16 protein-coding genes are annotated in these 18,068 nt (G+C 56.1%); 12 read left to right on the top strand and 4 right to left on the bottom strand.

The window, feature by feature from the left end; genetic code table 11:
• Window positions 1-253 precede the first annotated feature (253 nt).
• From exaC to JFT58_RS20070, 9 genes are all read left to right on the top strand, one after another.
• Window positions 254-1,774 (top strand): acetaldehyde dehydrogenase ExaC, encoded by a 1,521-nt coding sequence (gene exaC / locus JFT58_RS20110; RefSeq protein ID WP_198834503.1) that lies wholly within the window; start codon window positions 254-256, stop codon window positions 1,772-1,774.
• 156 nt (window positions 1,775-1,930) lie between these two features.
• Entirely contained in the window at window positions 1,931-3,364 is a 1,434-nt protein-coding gene (gene eat, locus JFT58_RS20105) for an ethanolamine permease (RefSeq protein ID WP_054896913.1), read from the top strand.
• 63 nt (window positions 3,365-3,427) lie between these two features.
• A complete protein-coding gene (locus JFT58_RS20100; protein WP_054896914.1) occupies window positions 3,428-4,822 on the top strand; it encodes an ethanolamine ammonia-lyase subunit EutB in 1,395 nt (464 codons plus the stop codon).
• Window positions 4,819-5,655 (top strand): ethanolamine ammonia-lyase subunit EutC, encoded by an 837-nt coding sequence (eutC, locus tag JFT58_RS20095; protein ID WP_054896915.1) that lies wholly within the window; start codon window positions 4,819-4,821, stop codon window positions 5,653-5,655. The genes JFT58_RS20100 and eutC overlap by 4 nt, the downstream gene beginning before the upstream one ends.
• Window positions 5,656-5,744: 89 nt before the next feature.
• Window positions 5,745-6,203, top strand: coding sequence for a GNAT family N-acetyltransferase (locus JFT58_RS20090; RefSeq protein ID WP_014720105.1), 459 nt, complete (start codon window positions 5,745-5,747; stop codon window positions 6,201-6,203).
• Window positions 6,204-6,524: 321 nt separating this feature from the next.
• The gene (locus tag JFT58_RS20085) at window positions 6,525-7,181 is read left to right on the top strand and encodes a DedA family protein (RefSeq protein ID WP_003194521.1); all 657 of its coding nucleotides are present in this window, start codon (window positions 6,525-6,527) and stop codon (window positions 7,179-7,181) included.
• A gap of 6 nt (window positions 7,182-7,187) precedes the next feature.
• Window positions 7,188-8,003, top strand: coding sequence for a zinc-dependent peptidase (locus JFT58_RS20080; RefSeq protein ID WP_054896916.1), 816 nt, complete (start codon window positions 7,188-7,190; stop codon window positions 8,001-8,003).
• A 109-nt stretch (window positions 8,004-8,112) separates the two neighbouring features.
• On the top strand, window positions 8,113-8,640 hold the full coding sequence (gene ppa, locus JFT58_RS20075; RefSeq protein ID WP_003176323.1) for an inorganic diphosphatase: 528 nt from the start codon (window positions 8,113-8,115) through the stop codon (window positions 8,638-8,640).
• A gap of 211 nt (window positions 8,641-8,851) precedes the next feature.
• A complete protein-coding gene (locus JFT58_RS20070; RefSeq protein WP_034126892.1) occupies window positions 8,852-9,622 on the top strand; it encodes a LexA family transcriptional regulator in 771 nt (256 codons plus the stop codon).
• Window positions 9,623-10,485: 863 nt separating this feature from the next.
• Here JFT58_RS20070 and JFT58_RS20065 read toward each other — a convergent pair.
• The 3 genes from JFT58_RS20065 to JFT58_RS20055 form a co-directional block, all read right to left on the bottom strand.
• Window positions 10,486-11,265, bottom strand: a complete 780-nt coding sequence (locus JFT58_RS20065; protein ID WP_054896917.1) for an SDR family NAD(P)-dependent oxidoreductase — start codon at window positions 11,263-11,265, stop codon at window positions 10,486-10,488.
• A gap of 189 nt (window positions 11,266-11,454) precedes the next feature.
• Window positions 11,455-12,147, bottom strand: a complete 693-nt coding sequence (locus JFT58_RS20060; RefSeq protein ID WP_198834502.1) for a Crp/Fnr family transcriptional regulator — start codon at window positions 12,145-12,147, stop codon at window positions 11,455-11,457.
• Window positions 12,148-12,570: 423 nt separating this feature from the next.
• On the bottom strand, window positions 12,571-13,233 hold the full coding sequence (locus JFT58_RS20055; RefSeq protein ID WP_082423385.1) for a TetR/AcrR family transcriptional regulator: 663 nt from the start codon (window positions 13,231-13,233) through the stop codon (window positions 12,571-12,573).
• A gap of 183 nt (window positions 13,234-13,416) precedes the next feature.
• On the opposite strand from JFT58_RS20055, the gene JFT58_RS20050 reads away from it, so the two are divergent.
• Genes JFT58_RS20050 through JFT58_RS20040 form a run of 3 tightly spaced genes read left to right on the top strand, consistent with a single transcriptional unit; the run spans window position 13,417 to window position 16,135 of the window.
• Window positions 13,417-14,610 carry an acyl-CoA dehydrogenase family protein gene (locus tag JFT58_RS20050; protein ID WP_054896920.1) on the top strand — a complete coding sequence of 398 codons (1,194 nt, stop codon included), beginning with the start codon at window positions 13,417-13,419 and terminating at the stop codon, window positions 14,608-14,610.
• Window positions 14,611-14,627: 17 nt separating this feature from the next.
• The gene (locus JFT58_RS20045; RefSeq protein WP_054896921.1) at window positions 14,628-15,581 is read left to right on the top strand and encodes an NAD(P)H-dependent flavin oxidoreductase; all 954 of its coding nucleotides are present in this window, start codon (window positions 14,628-14,630) and stop codon (window positions 15,579-15,581) included.
• Window positions 15,578-16,135, top strand: coding sequence for an NADPH-dependent FMN reductase (locus JFT58_RS20040; protein ID WP_054896922.1), 558 nt, complete (start codon window positions 15,578-15,580; stop codon window positions 16,133-16,135). The genes JFT58_RS20045 and JFT58_RS20040 overlap by 4 nt, the downstream gene beginning before the upstream one ends.
• A gap of 457 nt (window positions 16,136-16,592) precedes the next feature.
• Here JFT58_RS20040 and JFT58_RS20035 read toward each other — a convergent pair whose 3' ends face one another.
• Window positions 16,593-17,870 carry an outer membrane protein transport protein gene (locus JFT58_RS20035; protein WP_054896923.1) on the bottom strand — a complete coding sequence of 426 codons (1,278 nt, stop codon included), beginning with the start codon at window positions 17,868-17,870 and terminating at the stop codon, window positions 16,593-16,595.
• Window positions 17,871-18,068: the final 198 nt, after the last annotated feature.

Here is an 18,068-nt window from a genome sequence, read left to right as displayed (position 1 = left end):
CGTGAGAACGCCCAGCATCCCCCAGCCATCCGGCCATTGCAATCCCGGCCCGACCCACCGGTCACAGGCTGTATCGTTTATGGCACAAACCGTCACCTTGCCTGTATCACTCCCGTCACGGCAAAGCCTTGCAACAAAGCCCAACCTCTTGATTCTGCTGGCCCGCACGGCGATGGCCCGACCTTTGCTCTACGCTTTATAACGCGCTCGCAGCGCTGTACTCCGATAAACATAAAAGCAGGAGATGCCCACCATGCGTTATGCACACCCCGGTACCGAAGGCGCCATCGTTTCGTTCAAGGCCAAATACGGCAACTACATCGGCGGCGAATTCGTGGCGCCGGTCGATGGCAACTACTTCTCCAACACCTCGCCGGTCAACGGCAAGCCCATCGCCGACTTCCCGCGCTCTACCGCCAAAGACATCGACAAAACACTGGACGCCGCCCACGCAGCCGCGGACGCCTGGGGCAAAACCAGCGCCCAGGACCGCTCGCGGGTACTGCTGAAAATCGCCGACCGCATCGAGCAAAACCTCGAACTGCTGGCCATCACCGAAACCTGGGACAACGGCAAGGCCGTGCGCGAAACCCTCAACGCCGACATTCCTCTGGCCGCCGACCACTTCCGCTACTTCGCTGGCTGCATCCGCGCCCAGGAAGGCAGCAGCGCGGAAATCAACGAACTCACCGCCGCCTACCACTTCCACGAACCGCTGGGTGTGGTTGGTCAGATCATCCCGTGGAACTTCCCACTGCTGATGGCCGCGTGGAAACTCGCACCGGCCCTGGCCGCCGGTAACTGCGTGGTGCTCAAGCCAGCCGAGCAAACGCCGCTGGGCATCAGCGTGCTGATGGAGCTGATCGGCGACTTGCTGCCACCGGGCGTGCTGAACGTGGTGCACGGTTTCGGCAAGGAAGCTGGCGAAGCCCTTGCCACCAGCAAGCGCATCGCCAAGATCGCCTTTACCGGTTCAACGCCTGTGGGCTCGCACATCATGCATGCCGCGGCCGAGAACATCATTCCGTCCACGGTCGAGCTGGGCGGCAAGTCGCCGAACATCTTCTTCGCCGACATCATGAAAGCGGAACCTGCATTTATCGAAAAAGCCGCCGAAGGCCTGGTGCTGGCGTTCTTCAACCAGGGCGAAGTGTGCACCTGCCCTTCCCGCGCTCTGGTGGAAGAGTCGATCTACGACGACTTCATGAAAGTGGTGATGAAGAAGGTCGAGTCGATCAAGCGTGGTGACCCGCTGGACACCGACACCATGGTCGGCGCCCAAGCGTCCGAGCAGCAGTTCGACAAGATCCTGTCCTACCTGGAAATCGCCAAGGGCGAAGGCGCGCAATTGCTCACCGGCGGCAAGGTCGAGAAGCTCACGGGCGACCTGGCCACCGGCTATTACATCCAGCCGACCCTGCTCAAGGGCACCAACGACATGCGCGTGTTCCAGGAAGAAATCTTCGGCCCGGTGGTGAGCATCACCACTTTCAAGGATGAAGCCGAAGCCCTGGCGATTGCCAACGACACCGAGTTCGGCCTGGGCGCCGGCCTGTGGACCCGCGACATCAACCGCGCCTACCGCATGGGCCGGGCGATCAAAGCCGGCCGCGTGTGGACCAACTGCTACCACCTGTACCCGGCGCATGCCGCGTTTGGTGGTTACAAGAAGTCTGGCGTGGGCCGTGAAACCCACAAGATGATGTTGGATCACTACCAGCAGACCAAGAACTTGCTGGTGAGCTACGACATTAATCCGTTGGGCTTTTTCTAACTTAGCCTCTTAACAAGCAACCCGCTCCCAACTTGAAATGCAATCAAGTGTGGGAGCTGGCTTGCCCGCTCCTACACTTGAACTTCGCCAGTAATTGCTACCTCGTTCGGCACACAGATGCCGAGTTAAAAACAATAACAATCAAAGGTACTTCCCATGCCTAGCGAACCCACTGGTTCTTCTGTCGACTTCGAAAAAGTCGGCACCGATTATTTTCAACAACGCGAACTGAAAAAAGGCGCCGCCGGCTGGGTACTACTGGTTGGCCTTGGCGTCGCTTATGTTATTTCCGGCGATTACGCCGGCTGGAACTTCGGCCTGGCCCAGGGCGGCTGGGGTGGCATGTTCCTCGCCACCTTGCTGATGGCCACCATGTACCTGTGCATGTGCTTTTCCCTGGCCGAGTTGTCGTCCATGATCCCCACTGCTGGCGGTGGCTACGGTTTTGCCCGCAGCGCCTTCGGCCCTTGGGGCGGGTTCCTCACCGGTACTGCCATCCTTATCGAATACGCCATCGCCCCCGCCGCCATCGCGGTGTTTATCGGCGCCTATTGCGAGTCGTTGTTCGGCATTGGCGGCTGGATGATCTACCTGGCGTTCTACATCATCTTTATCGGCATCCACATCTTTGGTGTGGGCGAAGCCTTGAAGCTGATGTTCGTGATCACCGCTATCGCCGCGATTGCCCTGGGCGTGTTCCTGGTGTCGATGGTGCCGCACTTCAACGTCGCCAACCTGCTGGATATACCCGTGACCGAGGCCAAGGGCGCCAGCAGCTTCCTGCCGTTCGGCTACGTCGGCGTGTGGGCCGCGATCCCTTATGCCATCTGGTTTTTCCTGGCGGTAGAAGGCGTGCCGCTGGCCGCTGAAGAAACCAAGAACCCCAAGCGCGACCTGCCGCGCGGGCTGATCGGCGCGATTGTGGTGCTGACCAGTTTTGCCCTGTTGATCCTGGTGATCGCGCCGGGCGGTGCGGGGACGTACGCGCTGATCAAATCCGGCAACCCGCTGGTTGAAGCCTTGGCGTTGTCATACGGCGGTTCCACCTGGATGGGGAGCTTCGTCAACCTGGTCGGCCTGGCCGGTTTGATCGCGAGCTTTTTCTCGATTATCTACGCCTATTCGCGGCAGATCTTTGCCTTGTCCCGTGCCGGTTACCTGCCGCGCAAATTGTCCGAGACCAACAAGAGCAAGGCGCCAGTATTGGCACTGGTGATCCCCGGGATTATCGGCTTTGGCCTGTCGCTGACCGGCCAGGGTGACTTGCTGATCCTGGTGGCGGTGTTTGGCGCCACCATTTCCTACGTATTGATGATGGCCGCCCACATCACCCTGCGCATCCGTCGCCCTAAAATGGAGCGGCCATACCGCACGCCGGGTGGCATCTTCACTTCGGGCGTGGCGCTGGTGCTGGCTTGCGTGGCCGTGGTGGCTGGCTTTCTGGTGGACCCGCGTGTGGTGATTGGCGCGGCGATCATCTATGGAGTATTAATTGCTTACTTTGCTTTCTACAGCCGGCATCACTTGGTAGCAGGCACGCCGGAAGAGGAATTCGCGGCGATCCAGGCCGCAGAGGCCGCTCTGCACTAACTGCCGAAAACCTCGACGCGGTGCCTTGCCCACAGCAGGCCCGCGTCATCAAGGAGACACTGTATGGCAAGTTTTTCCCACGCGGTGGGTGCTCAAACCTACCGCTTCGACAGCCTCAAGGACGTGATGGCCAAGGCCAGCCCCGCACGCTCCGGGGACTTCCTCGCCGGTGTCGCCGCCCAGAATGACGGTGAGCGTGTGGCGGCGCAGATGGCGCTGGCGAATATCCCGCTCAAGCACTTCCTGCAAGAAGCACTAATTCCTTATGAAAGCGATGAAGTCACCCGGCTGATCATCGACACCCACGATAAACAGGCGTTTGCAGCGGTCAGCCACCTCACCGTCGGCGGCCTGCGCGACTGGCTGCTCAGCGATGCGGCTGATGAACATACCCTACGCGCATTGGCGCCAGGGCTGACACCGGAAATGGCCGCGGCCGTGTCCAAGATCATGCGCGTGCAAGACCTAGTGCTGGTGGCGCAGAAGATCCGCGTGGTCACCCAGTTTCGCGGCACCCTGGGCCTGCGCGGGCGCTTGTCCACGCGCTTGCAGCCCAACCACCCCACCGACGAACCGGCCGGCATCGCCGCGAGCATTCTCGACGGCCTGCTGTACGGCAACGGCGACGCCATGATCGGCATCAACCCGGCCACCGACAGCATCGCCTCGATCTGCGCCATGCTCGAGATGCTGGACGCGATCATCCAGCGCTACGAAATCCCCACCCAGGCCTGCGTGCTCACCCACGTCACCACCTCCATCGAAGCGATCAACCGCGGCGTACCGCTGGACCTGGTGTTTCAGTCAATTGCCGGTACCGAAGCGGCCAATGCCAGTTTCGGGATCAACCTGAACGTGCTGCAGGAAGGTTACGACGCCGGCTTGAGCCTCAAGCGCGGCACCCTGGGCCAGAACCTGATGTACTTCGAAACCGGCCAGGGCAGCGCCTTGTCGGCCAATGCGCACTTTGGCGTCGACCAGCAAACCTGTGAAACCCGTGCCTACGCCGTGGCGCGGCACTTCAAGCCGTTTCTGGTGAACACCGTGGTCGGTTTTATCGGCCCGGAGTACCTGTACAACGGCAAGCAGATTATCCGCGCCGGCCTGGAAGACCACTTCTGCGGCAAACTGCTCGGCGTGCCCATGGGTTGCGATATCTGCTACACCAACCACGCCGAAGCCGACCAGGACGACATGGACACCCTGCTGACCCTGCTCGGTGTGGCCGGCATCAACTTCATCATGGGCATCCCCGGCTCCGACGACATCATGCTCAACTACCAGACCACCTCGTTCCACGACGCTCTGTACGCGCGGCAAACATTGGGTTTAAAACCGGCGCCGGAGTTCGAGCAGTGGCTGGCGAAAATGGGCATCTTCACGCAGGCCGATGGCAAGGTGCACTTTGGCAACAGCCTGCCACCGGCCTTTCGTCACGCCTTGGCGCAATTGGGATGAAGGAGCCGACTGTGCAACCAGAATTGCCTGACAACCCGTGGCTGGAACTGCGCCGCCTGACCCCGGCGCGTATTGCCCTGGGCCGCACCGGCACCAGCCTTCCCACCAGCGCCCAACTGGACTTCCAGTTTGCCCACGCCCAGGCGCGGGACGCGGTGCACCTGCCCTTCGATCACGCCGGGCTCAGCCACCAACTGGCCGAACGTGGCCGAGACAGCCTGTTGTTGCACAGCGCCGCCACGGACCGGCACATCTACCTGCAACGCCCGGACCTTGGGCGACGCCTGAGCGATGAGTCGGCGCAAACGCTGCGCGACTACGCCCTGGCCCAGCCCGGTGGCGTGGACTTGGCCATCGTGGTGGCCGATGGCCTGTCGGCACTGGCCGTGCATAAACATACAGCGCCGTTTCTGGCGCGCCTGGAAGAACAGACCCACGTCGAAGGCTGGTCCTTGTCACCGGTGATCCTGGTGGAGCAAGGCCGCGTGGCGGTGGCCGATGAAATCGGGCAGCTACTGGGCGCCAAGATGGTGGTGATCCTGATCGGCGAACGACCGGGGCTCAGCTCGCCGGACAGCCTGGGCCTGTATTTCACCTACAACCCCAAGGTCGGCCTCACCGATGCCTATCGCAACTGCATCTCCAATGTGCGGCTGGAGGGCTTGAGTTATGGCATGGCGGCCCATCGCCTGCTGTACTTGATGCGAGAGGCGTGTCGCCGGCAGTTGTCGGGGGTCAATCTCAAGGATGAGGCGCAGGTTCAGACCCTCGAATCCGACGACCCGGACCTGATGAAGGGCAATTTCCTGCTCAGCCCGGCAGATGACCGCTAGCGGCACGATTGCGCTTTTTGGCGTCATTAGGCAGCATCGAGTCACGGCCGCTCGTGTGGTCATACCCCATTTGGAAGTTGAGGCCTGGCATGCGGATTACTCAAGCGACCCTGGAACACCTGGACCTGTTGACCCCGTTGTTCGTCAAATACCGCGAGTTCTACGGGGCCTTGCCGTTCCCGGACTCGTCACGGGCCTTCCTGGAGAAGCGCCTGCGGCGCAAGGAGTCGGTGATCTACCTGGCCCTGGCCGACGATGACGACAAGCGGCTGCTGGGGTTTTGCCAGCTGTATCCGAGTTTTTCTTCGTTGTCGCTCAAGCGAGTGTGGATCCTCAACGACATCTATGTGGCCGAGGACGCACGCCGGCAACTGGTGGCTGACAACCTGATGCGCACGGCCAAGAAAATGGCCAAGGACACCCACGCTGTACGGTTGCGGGTATCGACCAGCAGCGATAACGACGTGGCGCAGAAGACCTATGAATCGATTGGGTTTCGCGAAGACACCGAATTCAAAAACTACGTGTTGCCGATCAACGAAGACTGAAAACCAGTCAGCCAGACACCGCACTATCCTTGTGGGAGCTGGCTTGCCTGCGATGGTGGAGTGTCAGCGAGCATTTCTCATAATGACCCACCGCTATCGCAGGCAAGCCAGCTCCCACATTGGATCCGGCGACTGGCTTGAAGCCTCACCCCTTCACAATTTCGCGACACTCCCCGCTACAAAAGCCACACGCTTTTCACCTCTCAATCCGTATAATGCCGACCTTTCAGGGTTGTAAGAACCGCGACAATTACTTGTAGCCTTATTGCCTGAGCTTCCGCACAAGCCCGCTGAGTCGGGCTATTCACACAGGTGCCATCCATGGATTTCAACCCGCTCGACCTTATCCTGCATCTCGACGTCTACCTCGACATGCTGGTAACCAATTACGGTCCGTGGATCTACGCCATTCTGTTCCTGGTGATTTTTTGCGAAACCGGCCTGGTGGTCATGCCTTTCCTGCCGGGCGACTCCTTGCTGTTCATCGCCGGTGCTGTAGCGGCTGGCGGCGGTATGGACCCAGTCCTGCTGGCCGGCCTGCTGATGCTGGCGGCCATCCTCGGCGATAGCACCAACTACGTGATCGGACGAACGGCGGGCGAGCGCTTGTTCAGCAACCCGAACTCCAAGATCTTCCGCCGCGACTACCTGCAAAAAACCCACGACTTCTACGACAAGCACGGCGGCAAGACCGTGACCCTGGCGCGCTTCCTGCCGATCCTGCGCACCTTCGCGCCGTTCGTCGCGGGCGTGGCCAAGATGCCGTATCCGCGCTTCTTCGGCTTCAGCGTACTGGGCACCATCCTGTGGGTCGGTGGCCTGGTGACCTTGGGTTACTTCTTCGGCAACGTGCCTTTTATCAAGAAGAACCTGTCGCTGCTGGTGGTGTTCATCATCCTGCTGTCACTGGTGCCGATGATTATTGGCGTAGTGCGCAGCCGCTTTGGCCGCACGTCCTCCGAAGCCAACCCGCACTGACCGCCCGTGTGGTCCCTCAGCGCCTGGCGTCGCCGGCGCCTGCTGGCCAAGCACCCGATTGCCGATGACACCTGGCAACGGGTGCGCCACCACCTGACCTTCCTCGACGGCATCACGCCGGAGCAAGACCAGTGGCTGCGCGAAGCCTGCGTGGTGTTTCTCAGCGAAAAACACCTCACCGCCCTGCCCGGCGTCGAACTGCACCAGGAACAACGCCTGCTGCTCGCCGCCCAGGCGCAATTGCCGCTGATGAACCTGGGCGACCTCGACTGGTACCAGGGCTTCCATGAGATCGTGCTGTACCCCGACGACTTCCTCAGCCCGCAACGCCATCGCGATGCCAGTGGCGTGGAGCACGAATGGGACGGCGAACACAGCGGCGAAGCCTGGCAACAAGGCCCGGTAATCCTCGCCTGGCCTGGTGTGCTCGCCAGCGGCCAATGGGAAGGCTACAACCTGGTCATCCACGAGCTGGCGCACAAGCTGGACATGCTCAACGGCGACGCCAACGGCCTGCCACCGCTGCACCACGACATGCGCGTGCAGGACTGGGCCAGCGTGATGCAAGGCGCCTTCGATGAGCTCAACCGTCAGCTGGACGCCAACCCGGACGCCGAAACCGAGATAGACCCTTACGCTGCGGAAAACCCGGCGGAATTCTTTGCCGTCACCAGTGAATATTTCTTCAGCGCCCCGGATTTACTGGTCAATAGTTATCCAGAGGTGTACGCCCAACTCAGCCGCTTTTATCGCCAAGATCCGCTGGCCCGCCTGACTCAACTGCAAGCCAGCGACCCGCGCTACTCGCCACAGGGCGAATGACCGTACGACGCTTGGCGCATGGCATCGGCGTCAGAATATGCCTATAATCGCCGCCACTTTTAGGCCAATCCGGCCATGTCATATGGCCAACTAACGGGGGCAACGCCCAATGAGCTACAGCAAGATTCCGGCTGGCAAAGACCTGCCGAACGACATCTACGTCGCCATCGAAATTCCGGCCAACCACGCGCCGATCAAATACGAAATCGACAAAGACAGCGACTGCCTGTTCGTTGACCGTTTCATGGCCACCCCGATGTTCTACCCGGCCAACTACGGTTTCATCCCCAACACCCTGGCTGACGACGGTGACCCGCTCGACGTGCTGGTCGTGACCCCTTACCCGGTCACCCCAGGCTCGGTTATCCGCGCCCGCCCAGTCGGCATCCTGAACATGACCGACGACGGCGGCGGCGATGCCAAAGTCATCGCAGTGCCACACGACAAGCTGTCCCAGCTGTATGTGGACGTGAAGGAATACACCGACCTGCCGCCACTGCTGCTGGAACAGATCAAGCACTTCTTCGAGAACTACAAAGACCTCGAAAAAGGCAAATGGGTGAAGATCGACGGTTGGGGCAACGCAGACGCCGCCCGCGCCGAGATCATGAAGTCGGTTGCTGCCTACAAAGGCTGACACCCGCACCTCATTGCCACGGCAAATAAAAAGCCCCGTTAATTCGGGGCTTTTTTATGGGCCAGACTAAACATCAAGTTCAATGTTTAGTTGCAGCGTTTAACCAAGTTGCACATATGAAAGATCAAGCCATAACTAAGCCAGATCCTACAACTGCAAATCAACGCATGGTTTATTTGATGGGACTTTCCGGCCAGTAAACTCTGCGTTTATGAATACATCAGGTGATCGTTTAAAAGCACTACTACGGGAAGTTCATCTTTCCGCCTCCGACTTCGCCAAGAACCGCGGCGTCACGCCTCAGCACGTGAACAACTGGTTCAAACGCGGCGTCCCCATGGGCCGACTCAACGAGATCGCAGAATTGCTGTGCGTCTCAAGTCGCTGGTTAAGCGACGGTAAAGGCCCCAAGCACCCGCCTGCCAACTACCTGTTGGAAGGCCCCATCGCAAGGATTGCAACCACCCGCGAAGACACAGGCAAATACCTCACAGGCCCCGCCTGCCGCCCGGAAAAAACCGACGTGGAGATCCCTCTCCACCCCACCTTCACCTCAACCGAACGCATCCGCGTCTCCTTGCACAATCTGGAAACCCTCAACGTCAACCCCGACCGCGCGATAGGCGCCTACATGGTCGACAACAGCATGATCGACATCATCCAACAAGGCGCCACCCTCGCCATCGACCGAGGCCGCACCCAAATCATCGACGGCGAAATCTACGCCGTCGAACACGACGGCATGCTGCGCATCAAATACCTCTACAACCGCCCTGGCGGCGGCCTGCGCATGCGCAGCCACAACGCCAGCGAACACCCGGACGAATATCTGAACCACGAGGAACGCTTCGAGCAAAGCTTCAAGATCGTCGGCTGGGTATTCTGGTGGTCCACCCTCAACAACCGCCGCCCACCGGTGCCGCTGGATGAACACCTGCTGGGCTGGGAAGGCTCTAAATCGGAACCGGAGGTGGGCAACTGAAGTGAATGTGGGTATCATGCGCCGCACATTTGGCAGGGGTCGCTTTTAGCTGATTCCCTGCCGGCGAAGCGGAGGAGTTCCCGCGGATGCCCCTACTATTCAGCCTGACGCAATGTGGGCTGAGCGATTTGAAGGCTGGTGAGGTTTGTCAAAAACAAGCTGAGGCAGTCCCCCGAGAAGCCGGCCACAAGCCGGCTTTTTAATGTCCGAAATAATCCTGCCCCATCCGAGAATCTTCCTGATAGCTAAGATATTTCGGGGCTTTCGGACATTTCTCTTTCCCATGGTGTTCTTTAATTAACCCATCCGTAAATATGGCTTTAGGGAAAACTCAGCTAGCCGAGTTTTACAACACCCGCAATCACCACCAAGAAAAAACGCGCTTGATATTTAATTATTGCAACCACAGAGAAACAGCAAACACCTGGCAGGTAATTAATAGCATATCGAACACAGAAATCACATTTAATATTAGATGACACACAGACCATAACTCAATTGCATTAACAATAGCCCCCCAAATCGAAGTACACTGCAGACAATAATTTTACCGCAATAAAAAATGGGAAGTATTCCAGAAGGTCGTGGCTTCCGCCTCCCTAAACCCATTGGGAAAAAGTTCTAGCTCACAACCCCGCAACGCCCTGAAAATATTCACGCGCGCTCAAGCTGCAAAACAGAGCATCGCAAGCACAGCGGCCACTATCGCCTCCAGAACATTGCAACACCAATATTAAATATTCTTTGATTTTTACCAGCGAGTGGACCGCGGAAAAAACTGATTTTTCACAACTACCCGGTCACCTCAATTACTCTAATAGAGAATATTTCGATCTTTTTAAAGTCTATCAGCGGGTGCATTCTTATCGACTGATTGAACAACCGCCATCAAGCGGAATCACTGCTCCAGTCATAAACGACGATGCCGCGGACGTTAGAAAAATAACGGTTCCAACGATATCTGATTCAATACCAAGACGTCCGCGCGGCATTGACTTTATTATAGCATCGCCATGCTTACCAAGCATAAACTCTGTCATTTTAGTTTTGAAAGAGCCTACCGCTATAGCATTAACGTTAATGTTTGCATACGCGAGATCGCACGCTAAATGGCGGGTCAAATGGTGCACCGCTGCCTTACTTGTGGAATATGAATAATTTTCAAACTCAGGAACACTAATCCCGTCGACAGAACCGATGTTAATCACTCGAGATGGATCCGCGAGGCTGCCGGCTGCCTTTAACGCGTTCACCAAGCGCTGAGTTAAGAAGAAGACAGATTTCACATTGAGATCAATCACCTTATCCCACCCAGCTTCAGGAAACGCATCAAAACTCGCCCCCCAAGTGACGCCAGCATTATTTACCAAAATGTCGATTTCTGGCTCACGCGCCAAAATTTTTTCGACCACAACGTCCAGCTGCGCTAGGTCTGCCAAGTCGGCAGCGATTGCGATCGCCTCACCATATTGTTTCAAATCAGCTTCTGCTTGTGCACAGGCTTCAGAACTGCGAGATACCACATAGGTTTTAACCCCGTTCTGCACCAGCCCTTTGGCAATCATGAAACCTATCCCTCGAGTGCCTCCAGTTACGACAGCAACCTTGCCAGACACATCAAAAAGCTTATTATTACTATTCATTTTTAATGCTACCCACCGGACGTGTGCGTATCAGAGAACAATTTTAAAGCGCTTCGATTTTTGTAATGAACCCGATCCGCCCTGGGTCACACACCGGGCCCCTATGATAGAAAGAGTCGCTCCCTAACAACGTCATACAAATGACACTCTTGTACCTTCTCATGCAACATCACCCGTCGCGATGTCGTATCATTCATCATCTATATTGTTTTTAGTTTGACGACCATGATCGTTTATGTAGCGGACAAGCCCTTCCCTATTCTTTACCAAAATTCTACCGTAATCGGTTTCTATTAGACCCAACTCGCGCAATTCCCTTATTGCTCGGTTAACATTAGGTCGAGCACTGCCAACCATCAAGCCTATATCTGATCGGGACAAACTCAGGCTGACAGCAACTTTTTCTGACTTTTGCATCTGTGCCAAAGAAACAAACCGAGACGCTATGCGGGCGGCGACCGGCAGCGTCAAAAGCTCCTCGATTATCTGAAGCGCACCTTTGAGTCGACGACTAGTCTGCGCAACTATAGCCGCTTCAATGTCATGATAACGAGCCCTAAGATCATTAAAGTCACGCGCACCCCATACTCTTAATACCGACTTCCCCCGCGTGATAAAGTTTATCGAATACGATTCATTGCTAGCTACAGCGCTGTCACCGATTACATCTCCGGGCCTATAGATATAGATCAGAACTTCTTGACCATCCGCGGTTAATATACATTGCCGAACCGCGCCAGAAACAATCTGAAAGACCTCCGTCATTGGATCACGCTGACGGTACAGAGTAATGCCACCAGGCAGGCTACGTATGCGTGACTTTTCACGCAAAGCTTCGCTAGCCGAAGGACTCAAGTCTTCGATCCAATTAAAACCGGTCATTTCATCACTCCCCTTTCGCATGTAATCAATCGTCTCTAACCAACCGACCTATTCGCCGCCAGAATATGTTCAAGGTACGGCTTACCAGGTTGCGCCCTGACCACATCAAATCACGACTACAAGCCGTCACGCAAATTCGGACAACCTGTGGTTGGCGATACGCTCGTCGATTACTGTTATTGACCTACGAAAAAGAGACTACGCGCCAGACTTGATTAGAAGCCAACCCTCCACAACCTCAGCCTTATATATCAACACAACTGCAAAAAAGCCGATCTAAATACCGAACCCTGCCCCCTCGATCAGACTGGCAAATGCGCCCCCACCTTCAACGTGGTACGTCAGCCCCCACAACAATCATGAGTAACACAATAACTTATATATTGTTTAATGCTTTATTACTCTACGTATTAACACGCCACACTAGGATTTAGCTTGAGCAGCTCTCGGCGCGAGTCCAGCAACACTGAATACCAAACGCTCGATGGCGGGTAGGAAAATCCGATGCTCGAAGTCCTTGCGTGGAAGGGATAACTGAGCAATGACCAAGCCGCCGATGGCATGCAAGACGAAGGCAAAGTCGGCGCCTGGGTCCTGCGAGCCGAGCTTCAGAAACGCCTCTCTGCAAAGGTCAGCGTGTATACGTCCCCACTTTGATAGGGCTGGACGCAAGCTCGGGTCGTGGGCACCGGCAAGATTCAGTTCGTATACAGCGATCCCCATACTGCGATCCTCGATCAGCAGGCGAGTGTTGTACTGGGCGATGAGCGTAGCGAACCGTGCTGGGTCATGTGCGCACGCCTCTAAGTCAGGAGCGATTTCGCTGAAACTGATGGCGATTTTTTCGCAGGCATGGTCGATGGCTGCCGACATCAATGCGCCCTTCGAACCGAAATAGTAAGCAACCGAGCCATGACTGCAACCCGCCTCCTTGGCCACGCTGCGCAAGCTGAGGCTGTGATGCCCATCGCGAACGATCAGACGCATGGCTGCTTCAATCAGCGAAAGGCGGCGCTGCTCCCCTTTGGCGGAAAGGTTTTCGTCGCAGCGGGACGGCGACGGTTTATTCGAATGCAGTTCTGTCATGACAAGACCTGAGGAGGAAGACGGTTCTCCACGGCCAATTTTTCCGGCTGCGGCATGAGGGGTGATTATTTCAGATACGCGCCTATTGACAAAATTATCCACTCGGATAAAAGTAAAAATACTCCACTTGGAGTACTTTTCTGTGCAGCTGTCTGCCACCCGCTTGAAAACAGGAGAACAATAATGAGCACTGTTGCCCCTTCCGATTCCCAGCGTGAAGACCTCTTGGCCTCGGCCGATGATCTTGGGCGTCGCTGTGCGGCCCGGAGCAAGGAGATCGAAGCCAATCGATTCCTGCCTCAAGACTTGGCCGAAGCGCTGGCCGGCGCCGGACTGTACCGTATGCTGACGCCGCGCGAGTATGGTGGACTGGAAGTGAGTGTGGAGACCTTTGTCGAAGTTATTGAGCGGCTGGCAAGCTACGAGGCCTCGGCTGCCTGGTGCACATTCATCGACTGCACCGCTTGTATTCTCGCCGCCTATTTACCCAATGAGGGCGCGTCCGAACTGTTTTCCAATCCTCAGCTAAAGGCGGCGGGTGTGTTCGCTCCGCGTGGCAAAGCCACACGTGAAGTGCGCGACGGCGTACCGGGCTTTCGCATCAGTGGTCGCTGGGCATGGGGGTCGGCAAGCAAAAATGCTGACATCGTCCTCGGTGGCTGCATGGTCCTCAACGCGCAGGGCAAACCAGAAATCCTCGCCGACGGTTTTACACGTGTGCAGATGATGGTATTCCGTCGAGACCAAGTGACTTGGCTGAACAACTGGGACACGTTTGGGCTACGTGGAAGTGGCAGCGGCGAGTTCGAAGTGCATGACGTATTCGTAGCTGAACATCACAGCGCCTCGCTTACGGATGATGAGCCGCTGCCTCGAACGCTTTATCGGTTTCCCGCATTCGGCCTGCTCGGTATTGGCGTAGGTGCTGTGGCGCTGGGTATAGCCCGACATGCGCTGGACAGCCTGTGCGACCTAGCCAAAGTGCGAACACCGCAGTTCAGCGGCAAAACCCTGGATCAACGTCCGGGCACGCAACAGGCAATAGCAAAGGCCGAGGCTGGCTTGCGCTCAGCGAGGGCTTTCTTGATGGAATCCGTTCGTCAGGCGTGGAATGAGGCCGAGCAGCAAGGTGTGATTGCCCTTGAAAAGCGCCGCGATATTCGCTTGGCTACGACTTACGCAGTAGAGATCGCCCGTAACATCGTTACCAGCATGTATCAACTGGGTGGTGGCTCTTCGATTTTTGACAGTTCGCCCCTGCAGCAATGTCTGCGTGACATCCACGTAGTCACCCAACACTTCATGGTGAGTGAATCCACCTATGAAGTGGTCGGGCGGCTATTCCTTGGGCTCGATACCAACGTCTCTATGTTCTGAAACAGAGGAGACCTCCAATGAGCATTCCTACGGAGTGGCGTTCACGTCTTGCATTGCCGCTAATCGCGGCTCCAATGTTCCTCATTTCTGGACCGCAAATGGTGATCGAGTGTTGCCGAAACGGTGTAATTGGTAGCTTTCCGACTCCCAACGCCCGCACTCCTGCGATTCTTCGAGAATGGCTATTGCAGATTAGCCAGACGCTTACCGAAAAGGATGCGCCTTGGGCGGTCAACCTAGTGGTACACCGCAGTAATGATCGTCTATCGCAAGATCTCGAGTTAGTTGAAGAGTTCAAGCCACCACTCGTGATCACTGCGCTTGGCAGTCCCAAGGCGGTAATCGAGCGGGTACAGAGATACGGTGGCCGCGTACTAGCGGATGTCAACTCGCTGAAATATGCAAGGGAGGCCGCTAAGGCAGGCGCTGATGGCCTGATTTTAGTCAGTGCCGGATCTGGCGGGCATACGGGACAGATGAACGGCTTCGCCATGGTCGGCGCCGTTCGTGAGTTCTTCGACGGCATTTTGGTACTGGCCGGAGGCTTGATGACGGGGGCTTCAGTACGCTCCGCCGAATTATTGGGTGCAGATTTAGCATCCATGGGTACGCGTTTCATTCCTTGCCAAGAAAGCCTCGCTGATGAGCACTACAGGAAAATGCTAGTGGAATCTGGCTTCGAGGATCTGGTGCTAAGCAACCAAGTCACCGGTGTGGCAGCCAACTGGTTGCGGCAGAGTTTGGATCTTGCGGATATCACTGATGACAACCCGGGCAAGTCCACGGCGATCGACTTCGCCGATCCCAAAGGCGCAAAACGACGCTGGACTCAAGTACGGTCCGCGGGACACGGCGTGGATGCGATCAAGCGTTCGGAGCCCGCACGCGAGCTAATCGCCGGTTTGGTGAACGACTACTGGCAGGCCGTTCGCCGGCCGGCCTTCATCTGCACGGAAGAGACACTGAAATGAAAAAACCTTATATCGTGGCTATCGGTGGCACTACTCGCTCCGGTTCAATGACTGAGCGAGTGCTGCTCAACGTCCTCAGTCATGCAGAAAACGGTGGAGCTCGCATCAAACTGTTGGGGGGAGAAAAACTGCAGTTACCCCTGTATGGCTCAGCACCGGTTTCCCACCCACTGGTGCAGGATTTGCTCAACGAGATACGGCAAGCCGATGGCGTGATTCTGGCCTCGCCCGGTTATCACGGAGCGCTTTCTGGATTGATGAAAAACGCTCTCGACTATATGGAGGAGGCGCGTGGCGATGCGCATCCCTACCTAAGTCGTCGCGCCGTGGGCTGCATCGGTTTAGCGGCAGGCTGGCAGGCCGGCGCGGCTACCCTAGTGGGATTGCGCAGTATCGTTCATGCATTGCGTGGCTGGCCCACACCTATGGGCGTTGTGATCAATTCGACGCAGACAACTTTCGAGGCGGACGGTGCATGCAATGACGAACTGGTGGATAAACAATTACAAATCATGACCGACCAAGTGCTGGAGTTCTGCCAAATGTCTCATTGACGTAATGCCAACTTCGCGCTCTGAAACTTTGACTGATCTTACGCCGAATCGGCCACTCTATATGAATTGGTAAATCGTCCGATCATCACGCGTAAACGCCTATTGCAGCGCGCGGCCTTATACAACTTACATCCAATTTGTCAACGGGGGTTTAAACGGACCCAAGTATCTGGAAACCTTGGTATGACCGAGGCGCGAAGATCATGTTATCAGAGTTATATAGTCGGCCTCGGCCCCATCGCTATCCAGAATACTCTGCATAGCGACAGGCAATATACCATGATATTGTCGGTACAGTCCGCGGCCAGAAAACCACTGTAGAGGTCGTTTAAAGACGAAACCTTTATATCGTCAGGGTTGTTCTGGCAAAGATGAGGAACAGCCAGTAAATCTGACAACCACCGTAGCGGAGCAATTACCCGGCAGGGCGCCGAAGTGCGATATCAACATCGCCCGCTCAAAAGCGATAAGTCATCTGCGCTGTCAGTCCATGTGCGCTATTTTCGTACTTCGCACTGTATGCGGGCTGGAGACCGGATGAGTTTGACTGACTGACCGGAGCAGCGTTTTCCCAAAGGTAAGCATATGCAATGTCGAATGTCAGCTCGCTCAAGGGAGAGTAACCTGCGCCAACAGTCACTGTTCGACGATCCCCCACAGGGATGCGAACGATCCGATCTTCGTTCGTCGTCGGAGACGGATCGTAGGCAAAGCCAGTTCGCAGCACCCACTGCGGTGTCAATTGGTAGGCAGTACCTACAGCCACTGACCAAATATCACGAAAGTTGACCTCCTCACCCACCGTCCCAAATCCTAAAGCGACGCCGAGCGGAGGGATTCCCTCATTCTCAGCAGTCAAATCCTTCAGGCGACTCCAGCGTGTCCAAGTTGTGCCAAGGTAACCAGTCAACTTCTCATCGAAGCGGTATGTCAGTGAGGTGTCGACAGACTCTGGAAGAGTGACATCCATGCTCGTGCCGTATCGACCGTTCAAGCGAAAAGCAGCGGGGGACTCCGAAACGCTGATGTGGCCTTTGAGGCTATAATCAACCTTGGAATGGTAGGCTAAGCCCCACGTGGCAGACTCACTGATGTCGATCATCACACCAAGGTTATAACCGATAGCAGTATCATCCCCCTTAATCTTGAGTTCGGTATCTTTTCCAGTTGGGTTAAGCGCTGCGGTGGCCAAGTCATTCTTCAACTTGCCATCAAGACGATTTATGGTTAAACCTCCTCCGACAGAAATGAAGTCATTGATTCGGAAGCTGATGGTTGGCTGGAAAGTGATGACTTTTACCATACTATATGATCCGTGATAGCGACCTTGGAACGAAGACTCATAGTCGTTGATCAGTCCGAACGGCGCATACACACCTATCCCAACACTGACGTCATCACTCAAGGGGGACGAAGCGTACCCAAACGGAATGGTTGTAATAGGAGCTGAATCACCCTTATTAGTACCTCGAGCACCGCTCGATACATTTTTTATATCAATGCTCGGATCAATGACTGCAAAACCACCGCTGATCTCCGAACGCTTGAGCTTTACTAATCCTGCGGGATTTCCGTAGATAATACTTGCGTCCAGAACAGTCGATGCCCTGCCAGAAAATGCCGTGCCCGCCCCACTTGCACTTTGCTCATTAACTGTGACGCCGTTGGAATATGCTTGAAGCGATATTGCACAAGCACTCAGGGCAAAAACTCGAGAAACAGCCTTTTTATACATTGTTATCCGACTCCGATTCGTAAAATGGCCCTTTGACGAATACACAAAGGGCCCTACCACGCGCGCATGCACTTTTCACAACGTGCGTGAAACATGGGAGTTCTAATTCTATTAAGGCGAGAAAGCCCAAAGTGTCACCTAGGAGACAATCTGCTCGAGAAAATCGTCTGAATAAGCAAAACGGGAGAGCAAACCGAA

Origin of the sequence: Pseudomonas sp. MF6767 (assembly GCF_016405475.1) — a bacterium.
Lineage (GTDB): Bacteria > Pseudomonadota > Gammaproteobacteria > Pseudomonadales > Pseudomonadaceae > Aquipseudomonas > Aquipseudomonas paracarnis.
The sequence above is the reverse complement of the archived record's forward strand: the minus strand, read 5'-3'. Positions and strand labels throughout refer to the sequence as shown.